Here is a 23,216-nt window from a genome sequence, read left to right on the forward strand (position 1 = left end):
TATGCTGCACTTCAAAATAGTTTATATGCTAGTTTTAGTAATGTAAATACAGAAATCTTGATGATGTCAGTAATAATGATTATAGCTATTATACCATTTATATATGATGAACTTAAAATGTTAGATGTAATATCTTTGGGAAAAGATCATGCAATAAATTTAGGTGTAAATTATGATAAAGCTGTAAAAAAATTAATAATAGTTGTGGCTATGTTAGTTTCAATATCAACTGCTTTAGTTGGACCTATAACATTTTTAGGACTTTTAGTTGTAAATGTAGCAAAGCAGTTATTTAAAACATACAAGCACACATACTTGATAAGTGCATCAATTTTAATAAGTATATTAACTTTAGTAGTAGGTCAGTTTTTAGTGGAAAGAGTATTCACATTTACAACTACTATAAGTGTAATTATAAACTTTATAGGTGGATTATACTTTATATACTTGTTATTAAAGGAGAGTAAAAATCAATGATACAAGTAGAGAACTTAATAAAAAAATATTCAAATAAAAATGTTGTTGATAAAGTATCTATAAATATAGAAAAAGGCAAGATAACTTCATTTATAGGGCCAAATGGAGCTGGAAAGAGTACAGTTTTATCGATGATAACTAGGCTAATGAAAAAGGATAACGGAGAAGTTCTAATAGATGGCAAGAGATTAGAAGAGTGGGATAACAAAGAGTTGTCTAAAAAAATAGCTATATTAAAACAATCAAATAATATAAATTTAAAACTTACAATTAGAGAGCTAGTTAGCTTTGGAAGATATCCTCATAGCGAAGGCAGATTAACAAAAGAAGATGGAAAATATATAGATGAAGCTATAGATTTTATGAAATTAAAAGATATTCAAAACAAATATTTAGATGAATTAAGTGGAGGTCAAAGACAAAGGGCCTACATAGCGATGGTAATAGCACAAAACACTGAATATGTATTTCTAGATGAACCACTTAATAACTTAGATATGAAACATTCTGTTGAAATGATGAAAGTTCTTAGAAACTTATGTGATGAATTAGGAAAAACTGTTGTATTAGTTATGCATGACATAAATTACACATCTTGTTATTCTGACTATATAGTAGCATTGAAAGATGGTAAAATTGCTAATCACGGGAAAACACAAGATATAATCAATAAAGAAGTTTTAGAAGGTATATATGATATGGAATTTGATATTAGAGAAATAAACGGAGATAAGATTTGTGTTTATTTCTAAAAAAATTTAAATATTAACTGATAAAGATAATCATTATAAAAAAGGAGAAAAGAAAAATGAACAAAAAAGTGGCGTTAATATCAGGAATTGTTATAGTTGGTTTAATAGGAGGAACATTACTATTTGGATCTAAGAAAAATGATAAAACTAGCGAACAAAACAATCATGTTATAAAAATTGAACATGCTCTGGGGACAACAGAGGTAAAAGAAAATCCTAAAAAGGTAGTAGTATTTGACTATGCAGCATTAGATGCTATAAAAACTTTAGGAGTAGAAGTAGTAGTAGGAACGGCTCAAAGTTCATCTATGCCACCTTACTTAAGTCAATATGAATCTAGTGAATACGCAAATGTAGGCGGACTTAAAGAACCAGATTTAGAAAAAATAAATGAACTTAAACCAGATTTGATAATAATAAATGGAAGACAACATAGTTTCTATGACAAATTAAGTGAAATAGCTCCAACTATATCTTTAGCTAAAGAAGATGGAAAATATATGGAATCTTTTACATACAACATGAAAGTATTAGGAGACATATTTAATAAAGAGGATCAAGTAGAGTCAGAATTAAAGAAAATAAATAAAAAAATAGAAGATATAAATAAAGAAGTTACTAAAAATGGATACAAAGCAACTACATTAATGGTAAGTGATGGGAATTTAAGTGCTTTTGGATCTGATTCAAGATTTGGAATGATATATAACAATCTTGGATTTAAAAATACGGATAGTAATTTAAAATCTGCAGACCATGGTCAAGATATATCATTTGAGTACGTATCAAGTCAAGATGCTGATTATATGTTTGTTATAGATAAATCAGTTATAGCAAATGATAAAAATCAAAAGCCAGCTAAAGAGATATTAAATAATGATTTAGTAAATAAAACTAATGCTGCTAAAAATGGCAACATAGTATACTTAGATACTCATTCTTGGTACTTAAGTGATGGTGGATTTATATCTACAAATACTATGTTAGATGAAGTTGATAAGGCGATAGATAATAAATAATATAAAAAAGTTGTATGTAAACTATGCAGTTTTCATACAACTTTTAAATTTCTATTAATATTACTTTTTTTAATTACATATACTCAAATTGGGTATATAATAGTATAGACAAGGAGGGATGGTATGTTAAAAGAATTTATAAAATATTACAAGCCATATAAAAAATTATTCATACTTGATTTAATAGCTGCATTTGCCGTAGCTTTATGTGACCTAGTTTATCCTATGATAACTAGAAATATAATGAATGAAGTTGTACCAAATAAGGATTCAAGGATGTTAATTGTATTTGCAGTTACATTACTATTAATATTCATAGTAAAAGCAGGATTAAATTATTTTATGCAGTACTGGGGACACGTTGTAGGAGTTAGGATGCAAGCTGATATGAGAAGTTATGTATTTACTCATTTACAAAAGCTTCCTAATTCATATTTTAATGATAATAAATCTGGGGTTATAATGTCTAGAATCATAAATGACCTTATGGAAGTTTCAGAATTAGCACATCATGGACCGGAAGATTTATTTGTGTCATTAGTTATGTTAATAGGTTCATTCTTAATATTATTAGGAATAAATGTACCGCTTACATTAATTATTTTTGCGATATTACCATTTATAATCTTATATGCTGTAACTCAAAGAAAAAGAATGTCAAAAGCATTTATGGACACAAGAGTTAAAACAGGAGATGTAAATGCGACATTAGAAAATAGTATAGCAGGTATGAGGGTTACTAAATCATTCTGTACAGAAAAAGAAGAGTTAGAAAAGTTTAATGAATCTAATGATATATTTAGACATTCTAGAGAAGGTGCATATAAAGTTATGGCAGAGTACTTCTCAGGAATGTTCTTATTTATAGATATATTAAACTTAGTTGTGTTAATAGTTGCTGGATACTTTACTTATATGAACTATATAAATTTAGGAGATTTCGCAGCATATCTTCTTTATGTAAATTTATTTATACAACCTATTAGAAAATTAATAAACTTTACAGAGCAATACCAAAATGGTATGACTGGATTTGAAAGATTTTCAGAAATTATAAATGAAGAAACTGAAAAAGAAGCTAAAAATCCTATAGAACTTAAAGATGTTAAAGGAAATATAGAAATAGAAAATGTTTCATTTACTTATGAAGATGACAATGAAGTATTTAAGAACTTAAGCTTATCTGTAGAAGCTGGTAAGACAGTGGCATTAGTTGGTCCATCTGGTGGAGGTAAAACTACTTTATGTAATCTTATACCTAGATTCTTTGATTTTGAAGAAGGAGATATAAAGATTGATGGAATTAGTGTAAAAGATGTTAGTTTAAATTCATTAAGAATAAATATAGGGGTAGTAGCTCAAGATGTATTTTTATTTACAGGTACAATAAAAGAAAATATAATAATCGGAAAGTCAGGTGCAACTGACAAAGAAGTTATAGATGCATGTAAAAAGGCTAGAATACATGATTTTATAATGACACTTCCAAACGGATATGATACTTACGTAGGGGAAAGAGGAATTAAGCTTTCAGGTGGTCAAAAGCAAAGAATATCTATAGCTAGAATATTCCTTAAAAATCCACCTATAATGATATTAGATGAAGCTACATCAGCTCTTGATAATGTAACGGAACAAGAAATACAAAAATCTTTAGAGGAATTGGGAAAAGATAGAACGAATTTAGTTGTAGCTCATAGATTATCAACTATACAAAGTGCAGATGAAATAATAGTTTTAACTCAAAATGGAATAGAAGAAAGAGGAACTCACAAAGAATTAATTGAAAAAGGTGGAGTATACTCAAAACTTCATAGAAAATAAAAAACAATTAAGCATAAGGTAAATATAATTTATCTTATGCTTTTTTGCGTTTAAAGAACGTGAAATTTTATGAATAGATTAACATCTAAAAACATATATGCATATAAAAGAGTATTAATTATTTTAAGGAGGGAACTATTAATGAAAGATTCTATATATCCTCAAATGAAAATAATAGAAACTGATAAATATATATTAAGACCTATATGTGTAGAAGATGCAATAAGTATGTTTGAGTATTATAGCCAGGATAAAGTAGTTAAATATCTACCTATAAAAACTCATAAATCAATAGTTGAAACAAAAAGATTTATAAGAAATCATTTTATAAATAGTTATAAAAAAGGAAATGTAAATCACTGGGCTATAATAGATAAAAAGAATAATAAATTAATTGGGAATATAGGTCTTAACAATGTGTCTAATAAAGATAAAGAGGCTGAGATTGGAATATGTATAAACCCTATTTACTGGGGACATGATATATCAACAGATTTGACTAAGTATTCATTAATGTACGGATTTAAGGTTTTAAATTTAGAAAAGATAACAGCAACTACATATGAAGAAAATCCTAGAACTAGAAAATCTTTAGAAAGCTTAGGTTTCAAATATGTAAAAACTTATGATAAAAAAATGAAAATTTCAAATTCCATAAAAATGATAAAATGTGACAAGTATGAATTGTATAGAAAAAATTATATATTATCTAGGTATCTAGATTAATTAAAATTAAAAATAGACATAAAAAAAGTATGAATTAAATTCATACTTTTTTTAAGGGCATTTTAATAATTAAAATATAAACGGGGATTTATATTAATCATTTAATTACAATAAATATTCTGAATATTATTATAGTTTAAAAAATAAAAAATGTAAATATAATTTTAAAAAAAATTATATTTAATATTAAGAAAATTTGTCTATAATACAATATGAATTGGAAAATGATGGTCATTCATATGGAATTCACATTTATACTATAAAATATAGTTGAAGATAAATTTTAGGAGGTACATAAAAAAATATGGATAAAGAAAAAAAACATATAAGTAAAAAAGTATGGATAATTACAGGCGTTTTAGCAGTTGGCATAGGGATAGCAGGCTTTTATCTTGGAAAAGAAAAAGGAAGAGATTTACCAGCAACTAGTAGGCATTACAGTGAAAACAAAGTAATAGCAACTATTGGAGACACAAAAATAAAGGAAAAAGAATTGAAAAATGTAATGGACCCTTTATTTTATATGAATGGCAAGACTAAAATGACTGATGAAGAGATAGATTATTATGAACAAAATATGATAGACCACATAGTGACGACAGAAACGCTGTATAAAGACGCAGTTAAAAATAAATTTAAGTTAGATAAAAAGACAATTGATGCTCAATACAGTAATTATATGGCTACTATATCTAAAACATTTGGTTTAGATGAGGAAGCTTATTTAAAGCAGTTTGGAATAACTAAAGATGAAATGAGAAAGTCTATAGAAAAAGAAGCTGTAGCTGCTAAATATATAGAAGAAAAAAGCCAGGTAACAGATAAACAGGTTGAAGATTATTACAACAAGAATAAAAAAGATTTTAATCAAATAAGTGCATCTCATATATTAATAAAGAATACTGATGAAAATGGAAAAAAATTAGATGATGCTAAGTTAAAAGAAAATAAAAAGTTAGCTGAAGATATATTAAAACAAGCTTTGGAGGGAGGAGAATTTGTTCAATTAGCTAAGAAATATTCTGAAGATGGAAGCGCTCAAAGTGGAGGGGACTTAGGTTACTTCGGAAAAGGGGATATGGTAGCTGAGTTTGAAAAAGCTGCATTTACTTTAAATAATGGGGAAATATATCCGAAGGTTGTTGAAACTCAATATGGATATCACATAATAAAGAAAACAGGAGAAAAAGAAATGTCTTTTGACGATGTTAAAGAAAAGCTTAAAGAGCAATTAGTAGTAGAGAAACAAAACTCTTTAATTGATAAGTTAACAAAAGAATATAAAGTAGATGTCAAAAAATAAAATTTATTAAAAATGTATCTTCATATATGACTATGATTTATAAATGTGATAAAATTATAGTAAGCATATACGGGGGGGCGATTTTAAATGATAAAAAGACCACAGGAACTAACTGAAAAAAAAGTTAAAAACCTAAGGGATGGTAGAGGAACTACTACTATGTATCATTTGATTGAAGGAAAAGAATTAAAAAATAAGGCTAAGTTAATTTCAAGATTAGTTTTAGCACCAGGTTCATCTATAGGAGTTCATGATCATACAGATGATTTTGAAGTATATTATATAATTAAAGGTGAAGGTAGAGTATTAGATGATGGATTTATGCAGCCAATTGGATCTGGAGATGTTGTGTACACAGCAGATGGAGAGTCACATTATCTAGAAAATACTGGTGATGAAGAATTAGAATTAATAGCAATAGTTATAAATGATTAAAAAAGATGGGATAACCCATCTTTTTTTTATGCTTAAAAAAATACATTTACTAAAAATTATTATTAAAATAATAATTTAACATATTTTAAACATTAAATGTTAGAAAATTGATTTTTTGCTGTATATATAATTTGTAAAGAAAAATATGAAAACCACTAAAAATAGTTTTTTTTCGTATACAATAAAAATTACTAGGAAAAGTTACAGGATTTTAACTATTTATGTTTAATATACAATTAAACTGTCGTATATAAAACGTAAGTATAAAATTAACTTAAAATAGGGGGGATATTTATTGAATAAAAAAATAGCAATAGCTACACTCGCATTTATGCCATTGACAGCTACAAATGTATTTGCATCTGGTCAGGAAGGTATTGTAACAGCACCATCATTAAATGTAAGAAGTGAACCTTCAACGGGAAGTTCTTTTCTTTTTTCTGTTAAGCAAAATGAAAAAGTAACTATATTAGAAAGTCAAGATGGATGGTATAAAATAAAAGCAGGAAATGGTAACTCTGGCTGGGCTTCTAGCGAGTATATAAAAACAGATCTTAACCAAAATAACCAATCAGAATCTAAAAAAACAGTTACAGCAGATGTACTTAATATGAGAAGTGGGGCGTCTACAAGCTATAGAACAATAGCAAAAATAAAAAAAGGAACTGAAGTAGAATTAATATCAGAGAGTAATGGATGGTCAAAGATTAAGTATGAGGGAAGAATCGGATACGTATCAAGTGAGTTTCTATCAAATGAGAACAATATAAAACCAAGTGAAAAACCAAGTACTAATCAAAACACAAGTGCAAATACAAATGCTAATACTAATACAAATGAAACTAAAACAATAGGAAAAACAAAAGTAGTAACAGCAACATCGTTAAATGTAAGAAGTGGACCATCAACAAGTAATAGTGTAATAGGATCATTAAAACAAAATGATAAAGTAGAAGTGATATCAGAAAGTAATGGATGGTCAAAAGTTAAGTACAGTGGAAAAGAAGGATATGTATCAAGTACATATTTAAAAGATTCTAATGGTGGAAATACTGGAGGAGGAAGTGAAAATCCAAATCCAACACCAGGAAAAACAAAAGTAGTAACAGCTACATCGTTAAATGTAAGAAGTGGACCATCAACAAGTAATAGTGTAATAGGATCATTAAAACAAAATGATAAAGTAGAAGTAATATCAGAAAGTAATGGATGGTCAAAAGTTAAGTTCAGCGGAAAAGAAGGATATGTATCGAGTGCATATTTAAAAGACTCTAATGGTGGAAATACTGGTGGAGGAAGTGAAAATCCAAATCCAACACCAGGAAAAACAAAAGTAGTAACAGCAACATCGCTAAATGTGAGAAGTGGACCATCAACAAGTAATAGTGTAATAGGGTCATTAAAACAAAATGATAAAGTAGAAGTAATATCAGAAAGTAATGGATGGTCAAAGATTAAATTCAATGGAAAAGAAGGATACGTATCAAGTGACTACTTAAAAGACTCTGATGGTGGAAATACTGGTGGAGGAAGTGAAAATCCAAATCCAACACCAGGAAAAACAAAAGTAGTAACAGCAACATCGTTAAATGTAAGAAGTGGACCATCAACAAGTAATGGTGTAATAGGATCATTAAAACAAAATGATAAAGTAGAAGTGATATCAGAAAGTAATGGCTGGTCAAAGATTAAATTCAATGGAAAAGAAGGATATGTATCAAGTACATATTTAAAAGACTCTGATGGTGGAAATACTGGTGGAGGAAGTGAAAATCCAAACCCAAGTAATAATAAAATAGTAACAGCAACATCGTTAAATGTAAGAAGTGGGGCATCAACAAGTAGTAGTAAAATAGGATCTCTAAGACAAAATGAAGTAGTAGAGGTAATATCAGAAAGTAATGGTTGGTCAAAAATTAAATTCAATGGAAAAGAAGGTTACGTATCAAGTGACTACTTAAAAGACTATAGTGGAGGAGGTAGCTCTGAGGTTGTAGATGGAGCAACAGTTAATAATACGCCTGTAAGCTATACTTTAACACAACATGTTAACCAACAAGCTAGTAAAGGTAATGGAAATATGATCGCATCACGTGGGTTTGTACAAGCTAGTAGATCTGATATAGAACACTATATAAACCCAAGTAACTTTACAGGAAGTAAGAGTAGTATGCTACAATTTTTAAGATTAGATAGCTATAAAGGTGGAATAACTGCAAGTGAATTAAACGGATATTTAAATAGTTTAAGTCCTGTTTCAGGTGGAACGAATGTTTTTTATAATCAAGGACAAGCATTTATAAATGCGGCTAAAAACAATAATATAGACTTGGCATATTTAGTAGGACACTGTATGCTTGAAACTGGATATGGAAAATCTACCCTTGCACAAGGACAAGTTTTAACATCGTATCAAGGTAAGCCACTATCTCAGCCTGTAAAGGTTTATAATTTCTTTGGAATTGGAGCGTTTGATGGAACTGCAAATCTTTCAGGAGCTGAAGCTGCATATAAAAATGGATGGACAACAGTTGAAAAAACTATAGAAGGTTCAGCTAAATGGCTATCTTCAAATTATATACATAGTAGTAAATATGGACAAAATACTTTGTATAAAATGAGATGGAGTTATGAAAATTTATGGCATCAATATGCTACAGATGTAAACTGGGCAAATGCTATATCAGGAGTAATGAATAAATTGGCAGGTATGTATGATACAACTAGCACTTTAGTTTATGAAGTTCCAGTTCATAAAAAATAAAAAAATGAGGGTTTTACCCTCATTTTTTTAAACAACTCTTTTATACTTTAAAAAAACATCTATGTTGTTTTCACTAATAATATTTTTTATATTGCCAAAATTATAAGTAGCTAATGCATACTCTCTCATATTATCAAAAATAAACTCTTCGTTTTTATCCTCGAAGTCTATAAGTTTATGAGCTATAGACCAAGCTATAGACTCTCTATTTATAAGATTTTTCTTTAGATTTATAACACATTCCTCTAAATCAACCGGCAAGCTTTTTTTGTGAAGATTTTCTATATCTATATCGATATCATATTCAACAAGTTTATTTATAAAAGTTTTGATTAATTGACTGTATTCGGCTCTGCTAGCATCTATGCTTGAATCCAGTATATGGCCAATCTCATGATATATAACAAATTTAGCTATAGAAAAAATGTTTTTACTAGATATGTTTAAAAAAATGTTTTTAGAATGTAAGAATGAAAAAAAGTTATAACAAAAAGATACAAATCCCTGCTTTGAAACTAGTATAATTCTTAATCTAGGCAGGGTGCATATAGGTATGAATCTTTTTTTAAAATAAAGCATATATAATTTTTTATTAACATTTACACTTTTTACAATTTCTTTTATTATTTTTTTTTCTCCCAAATCTTCATAAGAAAGCAAAATCTTATTTATTAAAATACTATCAACGTTATCCATGAAATCACCACCTTAAATGTGTTATCTAACTTACTTATTAATATATTATTAAAAAATATATATTTTGTAGCTAATCCTAATAAAAAAAGTAGTATATATGATATAATGATTTGATGGAGAGGAGGGAACTTCTTATGGAAACTATTAAAGATTATTTAGAGAAACTTGAAATAGACAATAATATTTTAAACAAACAATTAGCAGAGGTAGATGTAACAAAAGTGATATATTTTAAGGAAGAAAAAATAATATATATATATTTATCTTCAAAAAATATAATAAGCTATATATACACAGACATGCTAAGGGAAGAAATTAAGGAAAAGCTTGATTACTTTAGTGATGTAAAAATTAAAGTAAGATATGTTAAATTAGAAAAACAAAAAACAAAAGATATTATAAAAAAATATTGGTCAAATATACTACATATATTAATTAATTTATGTCCATCACTAAGTGGATGGGTGAAAAAAGTTGAGTATATGTGTATAGATGATACGTTAAAAATAAAGTTACCATCAGATTTATTTTATAGGAGACTTATAAATCAAAATGCTATACAGGTTTTAAAAAATGTATTGGCAGAGGAAGCTGGAATAGAAATAGACATAGTTTTTGAAAAATCTGTTAACCGAGGACCTGATGTAGAAAAACTAATTATGAAAAATGATAATTTAGTTGAAGAAATGGTAAAAGAAAGAATAGCAGAATCATTAGAATTAGACGATGAAAATGAAGCTGAAATTGAAGGAAATGAAGCTATAGGAGCTTTATCAAAAGAAGAATATATTTATGGAGAAAATGTAAATGCTCCAGTTGAAAAAATAAATAGATTAAATCCTAACTCAGGAACTGTGTGTGTAATCGGTGAAGTTTTTGATGTTGAATTAAAAGAGTTAAGAAATGGTAAAGTTCTTTTAATAGCAGCAGTAACAGATTATACAAGTTCAATAAGTTGTAAGCTGTTCTTAAATGATATGAATAAAGATAAAGTTATAGATTCAGTAACTAAAGGTGCTTATCTAAAAATAAAAGGTGATGCACTTTATGATAACTATCAGAAAGAACTAACGATGACAATAAGTGGGATAAAACAAGAAGTTAAAGAAGAACGTATAGATAAGTCAGACGTTAAAAGAGTTGAGCTTCATGCCCATACTCAAATGTCATCAATGGACGCTATATGTCCAACAAAAAAATTAGTTGAGAGAGCTGCAAAATGGGGACATCCTGCAATAGCTATAACAGATCATGGAGTGGTACAAGCATTTCCAGAAGCTATGGATGCTGCTAAAAAACATGGCATAAAGGCTATTTATGGTGTTGAAGGGTATCTAGCAGAAGATGAAGTTCCTATAATAAAAGACCCAAATGATAAAGAACTATCTCAAAGTTTTGTAGTATTTGATATAGAAACTACTGGATTTTCTAATACAAATGATAAGATAACTGAGATTGGTGCCGTTAAAATAGAAAACTTTAAAGTTGTAGATAGATTTAGTGAGTTGGTAAATCCTGAAACAGACATATCTTATAAAATACAGGAATTAACAGGAATTACTAATGATTTAGTAGCAGATAAGCCAACGATAGAGGCTATACTACCTAAGTTTTTAGAATTTGTAGGTGACGATGTTTTAGTTGCGCACAATGCGGATTTTGATATGGGATTTATATCTCAGAAAAGCAGAGAACAAGGTCTAGCGTTTAAAAATAAGAGTGTGGATACTTTAACTTTAGCTAGAGTTTTATTACCACAATTAAAAAGACATAGATTGAACCTTATTGCTAAAGCATTAGGAATACCTCTTTTAAATCACCATAGAGCAGTAGATGATGCAGAGGCTACAGCTCATATATTTATAAAATTTTTAGAAATGCTTAAAAAAGAAGGCGTTGAAAAGTTAAGTGATGTAAACGAGAAACTTGGAGGTCTTGATTATACAAAGATTGCGACAAATCATATAACTTTACTTGCTAAAAATTACACTGGATTAAAAAATTTATATAGGATTGTATCAGATGCACATGTAAATCATTTTTACAGAGCTCCTAGGATATTAAGGAGTGTATTAGAAAAGTATAAAGAAGGTTTGATAATAGGGTCTGCCTGTGAAGCAGGACAAGTATTCGCCGCTGTTAAGAAAAATTTACCAGACGAAGAAATAGAAAAAATAATAGACTTATATGACTATATAGAAGTTATGCCAATTGATAATAATAGATTCATGATTGAAAAAGGTGAAGTTAAAGACGAAGAAGAATTAAGGGAGTTAAATAGAAAATTAATCAATGTAGCTAAGAAGTTTAATAAAATACCAGTAGCTACAGGAGATGTACATTTCTTAGATAAGCATGAAGCTGTACTTAGAAAAGTTTTGAAAAATTCTCAAGGGTTTAAAGCAGATGAAGAAGAGACATATCTTCACTTTAGGACTACGGATGAGATGTTAGAAGAATTCAAATATTTAGATCCAGTAGAAGCATATGAAGTAGTTGTAGCAAATACTAATAAAATAGCAGATATGATTGAAGATATAAAACCAATTCCGGATGATACATATCCACCTGTAATAGAAGGGTCTGATGTAGAACTTAGGGAAATGTGTTATGAAAAAGCAAAAAGAATTTATGGAGACCCTATGCCAGAAGTGGTTGAAGCAAGGTTAGATAGAGAATTAAACTCTATAATTGGAAATGGGTATGCAGTTATGTACATCATTTCTCAAAAACTTGTTACTAAGTCATTAAGAGATGGATATCTAGTTGGATCTAGGGGATCGGTTGGGTCGTCTTTTGCGGCTACTATGAGTGATATAACAGAAGTTAATCCATTACCTGCTCACTATATATGCGAAAATGAAGAATGTAAATATTCTTATTTTTATGAAATAGGAGAATGGGGATCAGGAGCAGACTTGCCAGATAAAGATTGCCCAAAATGTGGAAGACCTCTAAAAAAAGATGGTCATGATATACCATTTGAAGTTTTCTTAGGATTTGAAGGAGATAAAGAACCGGATATAGACTTAAACTTCTCTGGCGATTATCAGCCAATAATTCATAAATACACAGAGGAACTATTTGGTGAAGGGTATGTTTATAGAGCTGGAACTATAGGTACAGTAGCAGAAAAAACAGCATTTGGATATGCCAAAAAATATATAGAGGAAAATAATATAAACACTACTTCAGCAGAAGCATTAAGATTAGCGAATGGATGTACAGGAGTAAAAAGAACATCAGGGCAACATCCTGGTGGAGTTATGGTTGTTCCTCATTATAAAGATGTGTATGATTTTACACCTATACAATATCCTGCAAATGATACTTCATGTGGAGTAATAACTACTCACTTTGACTATCACTCTATAAGTGGTAGAATACTTAAACTAGACATACTAGGGCACGATGTGCCTACCATAATAAGAATGCTCGAAGATATAACAGGTATAGATGCTACAACAATACCATTAGATGATAAAGAAACTATGTCATTATTTACATCAACAGATGCATTAGGAGTAACACCAGAAGAAATAAATTGTCCAATAGGGTCACTAGCAATACCTGAGTTTGGAACTAAGTTCGTTAGACAAATGTTACTTGATACTAAGCCAACTACATTTGCAGAGCTTGTTCGTATATCTGGACTTTCTCATGGTACTGACGTTTGGCTAAATAATGCTCAAGAGTTAGTCCAAAAAGAAATAGTAGGTCTTAAGGATGTTATATCTACTCGTGACGATATAATGAACTACCTTATATTTAAAGGATTACCTCCTAAAATGGCCTTTACAATAATGGAAAGTGTTAGAAAAGGTAGAGGGTTAAAACCTGAGCATATAGAAGAAATGGAAAAAAATGATGTTCCAGAGTGGTATATATGGTCATGCCAGCAAATTAAATACATGTTCCCTAAAGCACATGCTGTTGCATATGTAATGATGTCATTTAGACTTGCATATTGCAAGGTTCATTACCCAGAAGCTTTTTATGCAACTTATTTTACAACTAAGGCAGAAGATTTTGATGCAGATATAATTGTAAAAGGATTAGGGGCGATAAAATCAAAGATAAGAGAAATTGAAGAGTTAGGAAATGAAGCAACTACTAAAGAAAAAAATATGTTAACAGTTTTAGAAGTTGCTCTTGAAATGTATGCAAGAGGTATAAAGATAATACCGGTTGATATATATAAATCGGATGCTAAAAACTTCCAAGTTGTAGGTGAGAAAACTTTATTACCACCTATGATAGCTCTACAAGGGGTAGGAGAGAATGCATCAATAAATATTCAAAATGAAAGAGATAATGGAGAATTTATATCTAAAGAAGATCTTAGAAAGAGAACTAAAATTTCAAAAACTGTAATTGAAACTTTAACAAATCATGGATCTTTAGAAAATATGAGTGATAAGAATCAATTATCATTATTCTAATAATTAGGATTATAACTTAGAAAAAATGAGTTATAATCCTAATTTAGGTATTTTTACTACATAATGAACAAAGATTAAAAAGGGGGAATTATTATGAATATAAACTTAATTTCGTTGATTATAGGGATTTGTGATATTTTAATAATTTTTATTTGCTTAAAAATATCGAAAAAAATATTTCCAGGGAAAAATAAGGAATTTAATGAAAGTAAAAGTAGGGTTTTATTTAAAAGAAGTATGATAAGTTGTGCATGTATGATTTTGGGGTTCGTCTTAGTAAAAAGTGTTATAATATCAAATTGGATTTTATATTTACATATAGTTCCATCAAAAAATATTTTTAATACATATATGCAAAATGCCACTATTATAAATACTATAGTAATTAGTGTTCAAGTTATTATAATAGGACCTATAATTGAAGAGTTAATTTTTAGAAAAATTTTACTTGGAAAACTATTGGAGAAATTTAGAAACAGTCCTATCAAAGCTATAGTATATTCAGCTTTGATATTTGGAATTGGTCACTTAAATATTATACAAGGTGTAGCTGCATTTGGAGGCGGAATAATATTAGGGCTAATTTATTATTATACTAAGTCTATTAAAGCAACTATATTTGCACATATATTAAATAACTTTTTAATTATAATACCAAATCCAATAGGGATATGGATGAATTTAATATATTTAATATTAGGTTTGTATTTAATTAAAAAAGGAAATGATAAACTGAAAGTATCTCTATGTTAAGTGTCGAAAAAAATCGAAGGAAAAAATTAAAAAAATTAATAAAAATGGTTAACAAAATTTAAAAAAACTAATATAATAATATTGTAAGAAATGAGGCGACATAGCCAAGTGGTAAGGCAGTGGACTGCAACTCCTTGATCCCCAGTTCGAATCTGGGTGTCGCCTCCAAAATAAAATGGGAATATAGCTCAGCTGGTAGAGCAATTGACTGTTAATCAATGGGTCACAGGTTCGAGTCCTGTTATTCCCGCCATATATGCTAGTGTGGCTCAACGGTAGAGCAGCTGACTTGTAATCAGCAGGTTGTAGGTTCGATTCCTATCACTAGCTCCAATTATAGACAAGCTAATAATAGCTTGTTTTTTTGCGTTAAAAAGTAGAAAAGAATTTGATTTTACTGTATACTAAGTATTAGCACCAAGTGATAAAATGGGAGGGATTAATGAAAAAATCAATTGTAGTAGTATTTTTAATCAGTTTAGTTTTATTAATAGGGTCTTGTGTAGTAGGGTATTTAGTGTATGATGGGTCTGTTGGATCTAGTCAAAAAATAAAAAATGAAAATATAGTAGAAGTTTTTTCACATAGAGAAGGTAAGCCTTTAGATAAGTTAAAAAAATATAAGTACGAAGATGTTTTTATAAACTCACCTGAAAATGGATACAAAATAGAAGGTAAATTTATAAAGTCAAATACACCTACCGATAAAAGTATAATCTTAGTTCATGGAATTGAAAGTAATTATTATGAATATCTAGAAAAAGCCTATGAATATCTAGAGCATGGTTATAATGTAATGCTATATAACCAAAGACATACTGGGCATACAGGTGGAAATGATTATACGTTTGGACTTTATGAAAGATATGATTTAGAAAATGTAGCCAAGTTTGTAAAGAAAAAATATCCAAATGGGTTATTAGGAGCTCATGGACATTCAATGGGGGCTGCAACTATTGTTATGCATTCAGAAATCAATGAAAAAAATAAGTATGTAGATTTTTATATAGCAGATTCTCCTTATCATGATATGCAAGATGCGATAAGGCTAGGAATCGAAGATGAAAATATACCTTTATTACCTGTTGGGTATGCTAAATTTATGGGGAATTTATATACAAAAGTTAAATCTGGGTTTAGCTATGAAGACGTAAAGCCATATAAAGCAGTTCAGCATATTACAACTCCTATGTTTTTAATACATGGAAAAGAGGATAAAGTATGTTCTCCAAATAGTAGCAAAATAATTTATGACAATATACCTCATAACAAGAAAGAGTTATGGTTAATAGATGGAGTTCAACATGTTAATGGATATGATATATTAGGAAAAGAATATTTTAATAGAATATATAAATTTATTGATAATAAAGTTCAAAAAAATTAAATTTTAAACTATAAAAAATAGGATAAAACATTGAATAATACTAGAAAGTTTGCAAATAAAAACAATGTATGGTATTATAGTATATAAAATAGTATAAAATGTAAAAACTAAGAGTGAGACGGAAAGTTCTCACTCTTTTATTTATAGTACTTATAGACTATAAAATAACAACTGAATAGGAGGTAAGTCGAATGAAAAAAAGTACAGAAGCGATGATAGAAGAATTAGTACTTCCAATAACTAATGAAAATAACATCGAAATCGTTGATGTTGAATATGTTAAAGAAGCGGGCGAATATTACTTAAGAATATTTATAGATAAAGATGGGGGTGTATCTTTAAACGACTGTGAAGTTGTAACTAGAGCTATAAACCCTATATTAGATGAAAAAGATCCAATAAAAGAAAACTACTTCTTAGAAGTATCTTCACCAGGACTTGATAGACCACTTAAAAAAGAAAAAGACTTTGTAAGATATGCTGGTAGAGATGTAGAAGTTAAATTATATAAACCTATAAATGGATTAAAACATTTTGAAGCGGAATTAGTTGAACTAGCTGAAAATAAAGTAGTTAAATTAATAGTAGACGGTGAAGAGATGGAATTTGATAAAAAAGATATAGCACTTATAAGACTTGCTGTAAAATTCTAATTAAAACTTAATATCGAAAAATAGGAGGATAAAGAAATGAACCACGAGTTTGTAGACGCATTAGAAGAATTAGAAAAAGATAGAGGAATAGATAAAGAAATACTTATAGATACTATAGAACAAGCATTATTAACTGCTTATAAAAAGAACTTTGGATCGGCTCAAAATGTTAGAGTATATTTTGATAGAGAAAAAGGAGATGTAAAGGTTTACTCTCAAAGAATAGTTGTTGACTCAGAAGATATATATGATACTTTCTTAGAAATTGAAATAGATGAGGCTAGAGAAATAAGCCCTAACTATGAAATTGGTGATATAATAGAAAATGAGATAACTACTACAGAATTCGGAAGAATAGCAGCTCAAACTGCAAAGCAAGTAGTTGTTCAAAGAATAAGAGAAGCTGAAAGAGATATAGTTTATAATGAGTTTATAGACAAACAAGATGAAATAGTTACTGGAGAGGTTGCTAGAGTAAACAAAAACATAGTGCATGTAAATCTTGGAAGAATAGAAGCTATAATGACTCAAGCAGAGCAAATACCAGGAGAGCATTATCAAGCAGGACAAAAAATAAAGGTTTATATATTAGAAGTGAAGAAAACTAATAAAGGACCTCAAATAAGTGTTTCAAGAAGTCATCCAGGTTTAGTTAAAAGACTATTTGAAATGGAAGTTCCAGAAATATTTGAAGGAACTGTTCAAGTTAAAAGCATTGCAAGAGAAGCTGGATCTAGAACTAAGATGGCAGTTAGCTCAGTAGATGAAAATATAGATCCAATAGGAGCATGTGTTGGACCTAAAGGATCAAGAGTTAAAAATATAGTTGATGAACTAGGTGACGAAAAGATAGATATAATCAAGTACAGTGAAAACCCAGTTGAATTTATATCAGCAGCTCTAAGCCCATCAAAAGTTATGTCTGTAGATGTAAAGGAAGAAGAGAAGAGTGCTTTAGTTATAGTTCCGGATTATCAATTATCACTTGCTATAGGTAAAGAAGGTCAAAATGCTAGACTTGCAGCTAAGTTAACTAACTGGAAAATCGATATAAAAAGTGAAACTCAAGCAGCTAAAGAAGCAGTAAATCAAGATGAACTAGATGCTTAGATATAAGGAGTGATACATTTGCAAAAGGTAAAAAAAGTTCCTCAGAGAAAGTGTATAGCTTGTCAAGATAGAGACAATAAAAAAGAGTTAGTAAGAATTGTTAAGAATAAAGAAGGACATATATTTTTAGATAAAACAGGAAAAGCAAACGGTAGAGGTGCATATATTTGTAACTGTAGCGAATGTTTAAAAAAAGCTATTAAAAGTAATGCCCTAAGTAGAGCTTTTAAAATGGAAATTCCTGAAGAAGTGTATGAATCACTAATTAAGGAGATTGAAGATAATGAATAATAATGAAGCGAAAATTTATTCTTTTCTAGGTCTCGCACAGCGCGCAGGTAAATTAGTATCGGGTGATGATTCAACTATGCTTGACATTAAAAAAAATAGGGTAAAATTAGTTATAGTAGCAGATGATGCTTCGAATAACACGAAAAAGTTATTTAAAGATAAAACATCTTTTAGAAATATAAACTGTGTTACATATTCAACTAAATTGCAATTAGGGTTAGCTATAGGAAAATCGCCTAGAGCAGTTGTTGGAATTAAGGACGCAAGTTTTGCAAATAAGGTTTTAGAACTTATTGAAAATACAAAAATATAATAGGGGGTGGTCTTGTGTCAACAAGAGTATACCAATTAGCAGAAAATTTAGGAATTACTAGTGAAGAACTTATAGCTAAACTAGGAGAATTAGATATAAACGTAAATAATAAAAATGATGAATTAAGTCAAGAAGATGCAGAAATGGCTATGGAATTATTAAATGAAGAAGTTAAAGGAAGTGGACTTCCAACAGTATCAGTGGAAGGTAGTTTAACTGTTCAAGAATTAGCTAACAGTTTAGAAAAACCAGTTACAGAAATAATAATGAAGCTTATGAAAATGGGAACTATGGCAACAATAAACCAAGAGTTAAACTTTGAAATAGCTTCTTTAGTAGCTAAAGACTATGGATTTGAATTAGTAGAAATAGATACATCAGAAGAAGAAGCAGCAGAAATAGATGCATTAATGGAAATAGAAGAAGATAAAGAAGAAGATTTAGTAAAGAGATCTCCTATCGTTACGGTTATGGGACATGTTGACCATGGTAAAACATCTTTATTAGACGCTATAAGATCAACAAGTGTAACAAATAAAGAAGCAGGTGGAATAACTCAACATATAGGGGCATCTGAAGTTACTATAAATGGAGAAAAAATAGTATTCTTAGATACACCAGGTCATGAGGCTTTTACATCTATGAGAGCTAGAGGAGCACAAGTAACAGATATGGCTATATTAGTTGTTGCTGCAGATGATGGTATAATGCCTCAAACAATAGAAGCTATAAACCATGCTAAAGCAGCAGAAGTGCCAATAATAGTTGCTATAAACAAAATAGATAAGCCAGATGCTAATGTAGATAGAGTTAAACAAGAATTAGCAGATCAAGGATTATTAGTTGAAGACTGGGGTGGAGATGTTATATCAGTTCCTGTATCAGCTAGACAACAAACTAATATAGATACATTACTTGAAATGATATTATTAGTTGCAGAAATAGAAGAATTAAAAGCTAATCCAAACAAAAGAGCAGTAGGTACAGTTATAGAAGCTCAACTTGATAAAGGAAGAGGACCTGTTGCAACTGTACTTGTTCAAGGAGGAACTTTAAAAGTTGGAGATCCTATAGTTGCAGGTACTGCTTGTGGAAAAGTTAGAGCAATGATAAACGATAAAGGTAGAAGAGTTAAAGTTGCTGGACCAGCTACTGCAGTTGAAATATTAGGATTATCAGAAGTTCCACAAGGTGGAGATCAATTCGTTGCAGTTGCTACTGAAAAAATAGCAAGAAATGTAGCTGAAAAGAGACAACATATAGCAAGAGAAGAAATGCTAAAATCTAATCAAAGAATAAGTCTTGATGAATTCTTTAGCCAAATGTCAGATGCTGAAGTTAAAGAGTTAAACGTAGTTGTTAAAGCTGATGTTCAAGGATCTGTTCAAGCTGTTAAGCAATCATTAGAAAAATTATCTACAGAAGAAGTTGCTGTTAGAGTTATACACTGTGGTGTTGGAGCAATAACTGAATCTGATGTTATGCTAGCTAGAGCATCTAATGCTATAATAATAGGATTTAGCGTAAGACCAGTAGCTACAGCTGAAGTAATGGCTAAAAAAGAAGAAGTAGATATAAGAACATATACAATAATATACAAGGCTATAGAAGACGTACAAGCGGCTATGACAGGTATGTTAGATCCTGAATATGTAGATGAAGAAACAGGTAAAGCAGAAGTAAGAAACACATTTAAAATATCTGGAGTTGGTACAGTAGCAGGATCTTATGTATTAAGCGGTAAGATATTTAGAAATGGTAAAGTAAGAATTGTTAGAGATGGAATAATAATCCATGAAGGTGAAATAGCAGCATTAAAGAGATTTAAAGATGATGCAAAAGAAGTAAATCATGGATATGAGTGTGGTATAACATTTACTAACTTCAATGATATAAAAGAAGGCGACATAGTAGAAGCTTATATAACTAAAGAAGTAGAAAGAAAACTAAAATAGTAAGTAAAAGAGGTCGATATTATGGCATCATATAGCAGAACGCAAAGAATAGGCGAAGAAATAAGAAAAGTTGTAAGTACAATGCTTATAAGTGGAATAAAAGACTATAGAATAAATTCTCTTATAAGTGTTACAGATGTTGAGGTAACTAGTGATTTAAGTTATGCTTATGTTTATGTAAGTATATTAGGTGGAAATAAAGAATCAAGCATGGCAGGTCTAAAGAGTGCTTGTGGATATATAAGAAAAGAAGTAGGAAAAAATGTAAAACTTAGACATACTCCAGAAATTATCTTTAAGATTGATGATTCTATTGAAAAGGGAATGTATATGGAAAGTCTTATAAAGAAAGTAAATGAAGACAACAGCAAAAACAAAAAAGATTTTTCAGATGATTCTCAAGGAGAGTAATTAATGAAAAAAAATGTGAAAAATATTATAAATGCTATACAAGAGGGTAACAATTTTATTGTTACCTCTCATTATAGCCCAGATGGGGACAACATAGGATCAACATTATCTATGTACTATGTTTTAAAAAAATTAGGAAAAAATGTATTATATGTACTTGATGATAGTATACCTGTTAATTTAAGATTTTTAGTTGAAAATGTAAACATACTAAAATCAGAAGAAACAGATGTTAATTTAAGTGATTACACTTTAATATCTCTTGATTGTGGAGATATTAATAGAATTTGTGTAAGTGACAAAATAAAAACATCTGTTAATAAATTAATATGTATAGATCATCATGCAAGTAATGATAATTTCGGAGATTTAAATTATATAAATCCAAATGAATCATCTACATGCGAATTAGTCTATAATTTACTTAAAGAGTACTCTGATACTATTAATAATCAATTAATAGATGAGAACATAGCTACATATCTGTATACAGGACTTTTAACTGATACAGGTAATTTTTCTTACTCAAATACTAATCCAAGCAGTTATTTAATGGCATATGATCTAGTTACTATAGGAGCTAAAAAGGATCTTATAATTCAAAAGATATTCCAAAGTAATCCATATAATTATTACAAATTACTAGGAGAAGCATTAGATACATTAGATATTGTAGATGGTAAAATAGCTAGTATGATGTTAACTATAGATATGCTAAATAGAAATGATATTTCATTTAATGATGCAGATGGAGTTACATCGTACACTAGAGATATAGATGGAGTAGAAGTAGGACTTTTATTCAAAGAAAAAGCAGCGAATGAAATTAAAGTAAGTTTTAGATCTAAAAACTATGTGAATGTTAGTTCTATTGCACAGAAATTTGGAGGAGGAGGCCATGTTAGAGCCTCAGGATGTACTATAAACGATAGTATAGAAAATGCAAAAAAAATGGTGATTGACGAAGTCTTAAAACATATTTAAGGATGATTGATATGAACAAAATAATAAATATACTAAAACCTACAGGAATGACATCTCATGATGTTGTAGGTAGGGTTAGAAAAATATTAAATATAAAAAAAGTTGGTCACACAGGTACCCTTGATCCAGATGCATCAGGGGTACTACCTATATGTATAGGAAAAGCTACAAAGGTTAGTGAACTTATTCTTAATAAAGATAAGTCATACATTTGTGAACTGACTTTAGGAATAACTACAGATACTTATGATTCATCAGGTGAAATTATAGAAAGATCTGAAGTTAAAGATATAAATATTGAAAAACTTGAAAAAGCATTTGATACTCAAAGAGGGGAAATTAAGCAACTTCCTCCAATGTACTCTGCTTTAAAAGTAAATGGAAAAAGAATGTGTGATTTAGTTAGAGCTGGAAGAGCTGAAGAAATTACTCTTAAATATAGAGATGTTAACATAAAGGAGCTTAATATCTTATCATTTAAAGAAAATAAAGTGATGTTTTATGTTAAATGTTCTAAAGGAACTTATGTAAGAAGTATATGCTACGATATAGGTAAAGAGTTAGGTTGTGGCGGTCATATGTCATTTTTACTTAGAACTTCATCAGGAAAATTTAATATAGACAATGCTATAACTTTAGAACAATTAGAAGAACTTAATAAAGAAAATATGTTAGATGAACATTTATATGATATAGATTATGTGTTATCAAATTTTAATAGTATACATATAAATCCACTTGCAGTTAAGTCTTATGTAAATGGAGCTATAGTTTACAATAAAGGTTTTTTAAAAGGTGATTTTAAAGAAACTGATGAATTTGTAAGAGTATATAGTGAAGGAAAATTTTTAGGAGTAGGTAAATTCTTAAAAGTTGATGGGACATTATGCTTAAAAAGTGATAAACTATTTGTATAGAATA

The 23,216-nt window shown here is 29.1% G+C and carries 20 protein-coding genes and 3 tRNA genes; 22 read left to right on the forward strand and 1 reads right to left on the reverse strand.

Annotation, left to right across the window (positions count from 1 at the left end; genetic code table 11):
• The 8 genes from ACRDDE_RS00745 to ACRDDE_RS00780 all read left to right on the forward strand — a co-directional run.
• A partial coding sequence (locus ACRDDE_RS00745; RefSeq protein ID WP_438624859.1) for an iron chelate uptake ABC transporter family permease subunit occupies nucleotides 1–477 on the forward strand: 477 nt, incomplete at its 5' end.
• Complete coding sequence (locus tag ACRDDE_RS00750; RefSeq protein WP_438624861.1) at nucleotides 474–1,229, forward strand: iron ABC transporter ATP-binding protein; 756 nt, start codon at nucleotides 474–476, stop codon at nucleotides 1,227–1,229. The genes ACRDDE_RS00745 and ACRDDE_RS00750, both read left to right, overlap by 4 nt.
• A 56-nt stretch (nucleotides 1,230–1,285) precedes the next feature.
• Complete coding sequence (locus ACRDDE_RS00755) at nucleotides 1,286–2,248, forward strand: siderophore ABC transporter substrate-binding protein (RefSeq protein WP_438624863.1); 963 nt, start codon at nucleotides 1,286–1,288, stop codon at nucleotides 2,246–2,248.
• 123 nt (nucleotides 2,249–2,371) lie between these two features.
• A complete protein-coding gene (locus ACRDDE_RS00760; RefSeq protein ID WP_438624865.1) occupies nucleotides 2,372–4,072 on the forward strand; it encodes an ABC transporter ATP-binding protein in 1,701 nt (566 codons plus the stop codon).
• A 141-nt stretch (nucleotides 4,073–4,213) separates the two neighbouring features.
• Nucleotides 4,214–4,798: a GNAT family N-acetyltransferase gene (locus tag ACRDDE_RS00765; protein WP_438624867.1), complete on the forward strand. Its 585-nt coding sequence runs from the start codon at nucleotides 4,214–4,216 to the stop codon at nucleotides 4,796–4,798.
• Between the two features lie 304 nt (nucleotides 4,799–5,102).
• Nucleotides 5,103–6,101 (forward strand): peptidylprolyl isomerase, encoded by a 999-nt coding sequence (locus ACRDDE_RS00770; protein ID WP_438624869.1) that lies wholly within the window; start codon nucleotides 5,103–5,105, stop codon nucleotides 6,099–6,101.
• A gap of 87 nt (nucleotides 6,102–6,188) precedes the next feature.
• The gene (locus ACRDDE_RS00775; protein ID WP_021428853.1) at nucleotides 6,189–6,536 is read left to right on the forward strand and encodes a cupin domain-containing protein; all 348 of its coding nucleotides are present in this window, start codon (nucleotides 6,189–6,191) and stop codon (nucleotides 6,534–6,536) included.
• A 295-nt stretch (nucleotides 6,537–6,831) separates the two neighbouring features.
• The gene (locus ACRDDE_RS00780) at nucleotides 6,832–9,300 is read left to right on the forward strand and encodes an SH3 domain-containing protein (RefSeq protein WP_438624870.1); all 2,469 of its coding nucleotides are present in this window, start codon (nucleotides 6,832–6,834) and stop codon (nucleotides 9,298–9,300) included.
• A gap of 27 nt (nucleotides 9,301–9,327) precedes the next feature.
• On the opposite strand, the gene ACRDDE_RS00785 is transcribed toward ACRDDE_RS00780, so the two are convergent.
• Entirely contained in the window at nucleotides 9,328–9,996 is a 669-nt protein-coding gene (locus ACRDDE_RS00785) for a hypothetical protein (RefSeq protein ID WP_438624872.1), read from the reverse strand.
• 134 nt (nucleotides 9,997–10,130) lie between these two features.
• Here ACRDDE_RS00785 and ACRDDE_RS00790 point away from each other — a divergent pair, with 134 nt between their 5' ends.
• The 14 genes from ACRDDE_RS00790 (at nucleotide 10,131) to truB (ending at nucleotide 23,212) form a co-directional block, all read left to right on the forward strand.
• Nucleotides 10,131–14,438, forward strand: coding sequence for a PolC-type DNA polymerase III (locus ACRDDE_RS00790; protein WP_438624874.1), 4,308 nt, complete (start codon nucleotides 10,131–10,133; stop codon nucleotides 14,436–14,438).
• Between the two features lie 93 nt (nucleotides 14,439–14,531).
• On the forward strand, nucleotides 14,532–15,191 hold the full coding sequence (locus tag ACRDDE_RS00795) for a lysostaphin resistance A-like protein (RefSeq protein ID WP_438624875.1): 660 nt from the start codon (nucleotides 14,532–14,534) through the stop codon (nucleotides 15,189–15,191).
• 94 nt (nucleotides 15,192–15,285) lie between these two features.
• Nucleotides 15,286–15,359, forward strand: a tRNA-Cys gene (locus ACRDDE_RS00800).
• Nucleotides 15,360–15,368: 9 nt separating this feature from the next.
• A tRNA-Asn gene (locus ACRDDE_RS00805) sits at nucleotides 15,369–15,444 on the forward strand.
• 5 nt (nucleotides 15,445–15,449) lie between these two features.
• A tRNA-Thr gene (locus tag ACRDDE_RS00810) sits at nucleotides 15,450–15,524 on the forward strand.
• Between the two features lie 109 nt (nucleotides 15,525–15,633).
• Entirely contained in the window at nucleotides 15,634–16,578 is a 945-nt protein-coding gene (locus ACRDDE_RS00815; protein WP_438624876.1) for an alpha/beta hydrolase, read from the forward strand.
• Nucleotides 16,579–16,769: 191 nt separating this feature from the next.
• Nucleotides 16,770–17,231 carry a ribosome maturation factor RimP gene (gene rimP / locus ACRDDE_RS00820; protein WP_021428857.1) on the forward strand — a complete coding sequence of 154 codons (462 nt, stop codon included), beginning with the start codon at nucleotides 16,770–16,772 and terminating at the stop codon, nucleotides 17,229–17,231.
• A gap of 36 nt (nucleotides 17,232–17,267) precedes the next feature.
• Nucleotides 17,268–18,341 (forward strand): transcription termination factor NusA, encoded by a 1,074-nt coding sequence (gene nusA / locus ACRDDE_RS00825; RefSeq protein WP_438624877.1) that lies wholly within the window; start codon nucleotides 17,268–17,270, stop codon nucleotides 18,339–18,341.
• An 18-nt stretch (nucleotides 18,342–18,359) separates the two neighbouring features.
• On the forward strand, nucleotides 18,360–18,632 hold the full coding sequence (gene rnpM / locus ACRDDE_RS00830) for an RNase P modulator RnpM (RefSeq protein ID WP_438624878.1): 273 nt from the start codon (nucleotides 18,360–18,362) through the stop codon (nucleotides 18,630–18,632).
• A complete protein-coding gene (locus tag ACRDDE_RS00835) occupies nucleotides 18,625–18,945 on the forward strand; it encodes a L7Ae/L30e/S12e/Gadd45 family ribosomal protein (protein ID WP_438624987.1) in 321 nt (106 codons plus the stop codon). Before rnpM ends, ACRDDE_RS00835 begins: the two co-directional genes overlap by 8 nt.
• A gap of 14 nt (nucleotides 18,946–18,959) precedes the next feature.
• Nucleotides 18,960–20,900 carry a translation initiation factor IF-2 gene (gene infB / locus ACRDDE_RS00840; protein WP_438624880.1) on the forward strand — a complete coding sequence of 647 codons (1,941 nt, stop codon included), beginning with the start codon at nucleotides 18,960–18,962 and terminating at the stop codon, nucleotides 20,898–20,900.
• 21 nt (nucleotides 20,901–20,921) lie between these two features.
• Nucleotides 20,922–21,311, forward strand: coding sequence for a 30S ribosome-binding factor RbfA (gene rbfA / locus ACRDDE_RS00845; protein WP_021428779.1), 390 nt, complete (start codon nucleotides 20,922–20,924; stop codon nucleotides 21,309–21,311).
• A gap of 3 nt (nucleotides 21,312–21,314) precedes the next feature.
• Nucleotides 21,315–22,295, forward strand: coding sequence for a DHH family phosphoesterase (locus tag ACRDDE_RS00850; RefSeq protein WP_438624881.1), 981 nt, complete (start codon nucleotides 21,315–21,317; stop codon nucleotides 22,293–22,295).
• An 11-nt stretch (nucleotides 22,296–22,306) separates the two neighbouring features.
• Complete coding sequence (gene truB, locus ACRDDE_RS00855; RefSeq protein ID WP_438624883.1) at nucleotides 22,307–23,212, forward strand: tRNA pseudouridine(55) synthase TruB; 906 nt, start codon at nucleotides 22,307–22,309, stop codon at nucleotides 23,210–23,212.
• Nucleotides 23,213–23,216 lie beyond the last annotated feature (4 nt).

Source organism: Paraclostridium sp., assembly GCF_051656405.1.
Taxonomy (GTDB): Bacteria; Bacillota; Clostridia; order Peptostreptococcales; family Peptostreptococcaceae; genus Paraclostridium.

What these genes read in the sequence shown, in the direction of transcription:
- ACRDDE_RS00750 (WP_438624861.1), top strand. Translation starts at nt 474, where the DNA reads ATGATACAAGTAGAGAACTTAATAAAAAAATATTCAAATAAAAATGTT.
- ACRDDE_RS00755 (WP_438624863.1), top strand. Translation starts at nt 1,286, where the DNA reads ATGAACAAAAAAGTGGCGTTAATATCAGGAATTGTTATAGTTGGTTTA.
- ACRDDE_RS00760 (WP_438624865.1), top strand. Translation starts at nt 2,372, where the DNA reads ATGTTAAAAGAATTTATAAAATATTACAAGCCATATAAAAAATTATTC.
- ACRDDE_RS00765 (WP_438624867.1), top strand. Translation starts at nt 4,214, where the DNA reads ATGAAAGATTCTATATATCCTCAAATGAAAATAATAGAAACTGATAAA.
- ACRDDE_RS00770 (WP_438624869.1), top strand. Translation starts at nt 5,103, where the DNA reads ATGGATAAAGAAAAAAAACATATAAGTAAAAAAGTATGGATAATTACA.
- ACRDDE_RS00775 (WP_021428853.1), top strand. Translation starts at nt 6,189, where the DNA reads ATGATAAAAAGACCACAGGAACTAACTGAAAAAAAAGTTAAAAACCTA.
- ACRDDE_RS00785 (WP_438624872.1), bottom strand. Translation starts at nt 9,996, where the DNA reads ATGGATAACGTTGATAGTATTTTAATAAATAAGATTTTGCTTTCTTAT.
- ACRDDE_RS00790 (WP_438624874.1), top strand. Translation starts at nt 10,131, where the DNA reads ATGGAAACTATTAAAGATTATTTAGAGAAACTTGAAATAGACAATAAT.
- ACRDDE_RS00795 (WP_438624875.1), top strand. Translation starts at nt 14,532, where the DNA reads ATGAATATAAACTTAATTTCGTTGATTATAGGGATTTGTGATATTTTA.
- ACRDDE_RS00815 (WP_438624876.1), top strand. Translation starts at nt 15,634, where the DNA reads ATGAAAAAATCAATTGTAGTAGTATTTTTAATCAGTTTAGTTTTATTA.
- rimP (WP_021428857.1), top strand. Translation starts at nt 16,770, where the DNA reads ATGAAAAAAAGTACAGAAGCGATGATAGAAGAATTAGTACTTCCAATA.
- nusA (WP_438624877.1), top strand. Translation starts at nt 17,268, where the DNA reads ATGAACCACGAGTTTGTAGACGCATTAGAAGAATTAGAAAAAGATAGA.
- ACRDDE_RS00835 (WP_438624987.1), top strand. Translation starts at nt 18,625, where the DNA reads ATGAATAATAATGAAGCGAAAATTTATTCTTTTCTAGGTCTCGCACAG.
- rbfA (WP_021428779.1), top strand. Translation starts at nt 20,922, where the DNA reads ATGGCATCATATAGCAGAACGCAAAGAATAGGCGAAGAAATAAGAAAA.
- ACRDDE_RS00850 (WP_438624881.1), top strand. Translation starts at nt 21,315, where the DNA reads ATGAAAAAAAATGTGAAAAATATTATAAATGCTATACAAGAGGGTAAC.
- truB (WP_438624883.1), top strand. Translation starts at nt 22,307, where the DNA reads ATGAACAAAATAATAAATATACTAAAACCTACAGGAATGACATCTCAT.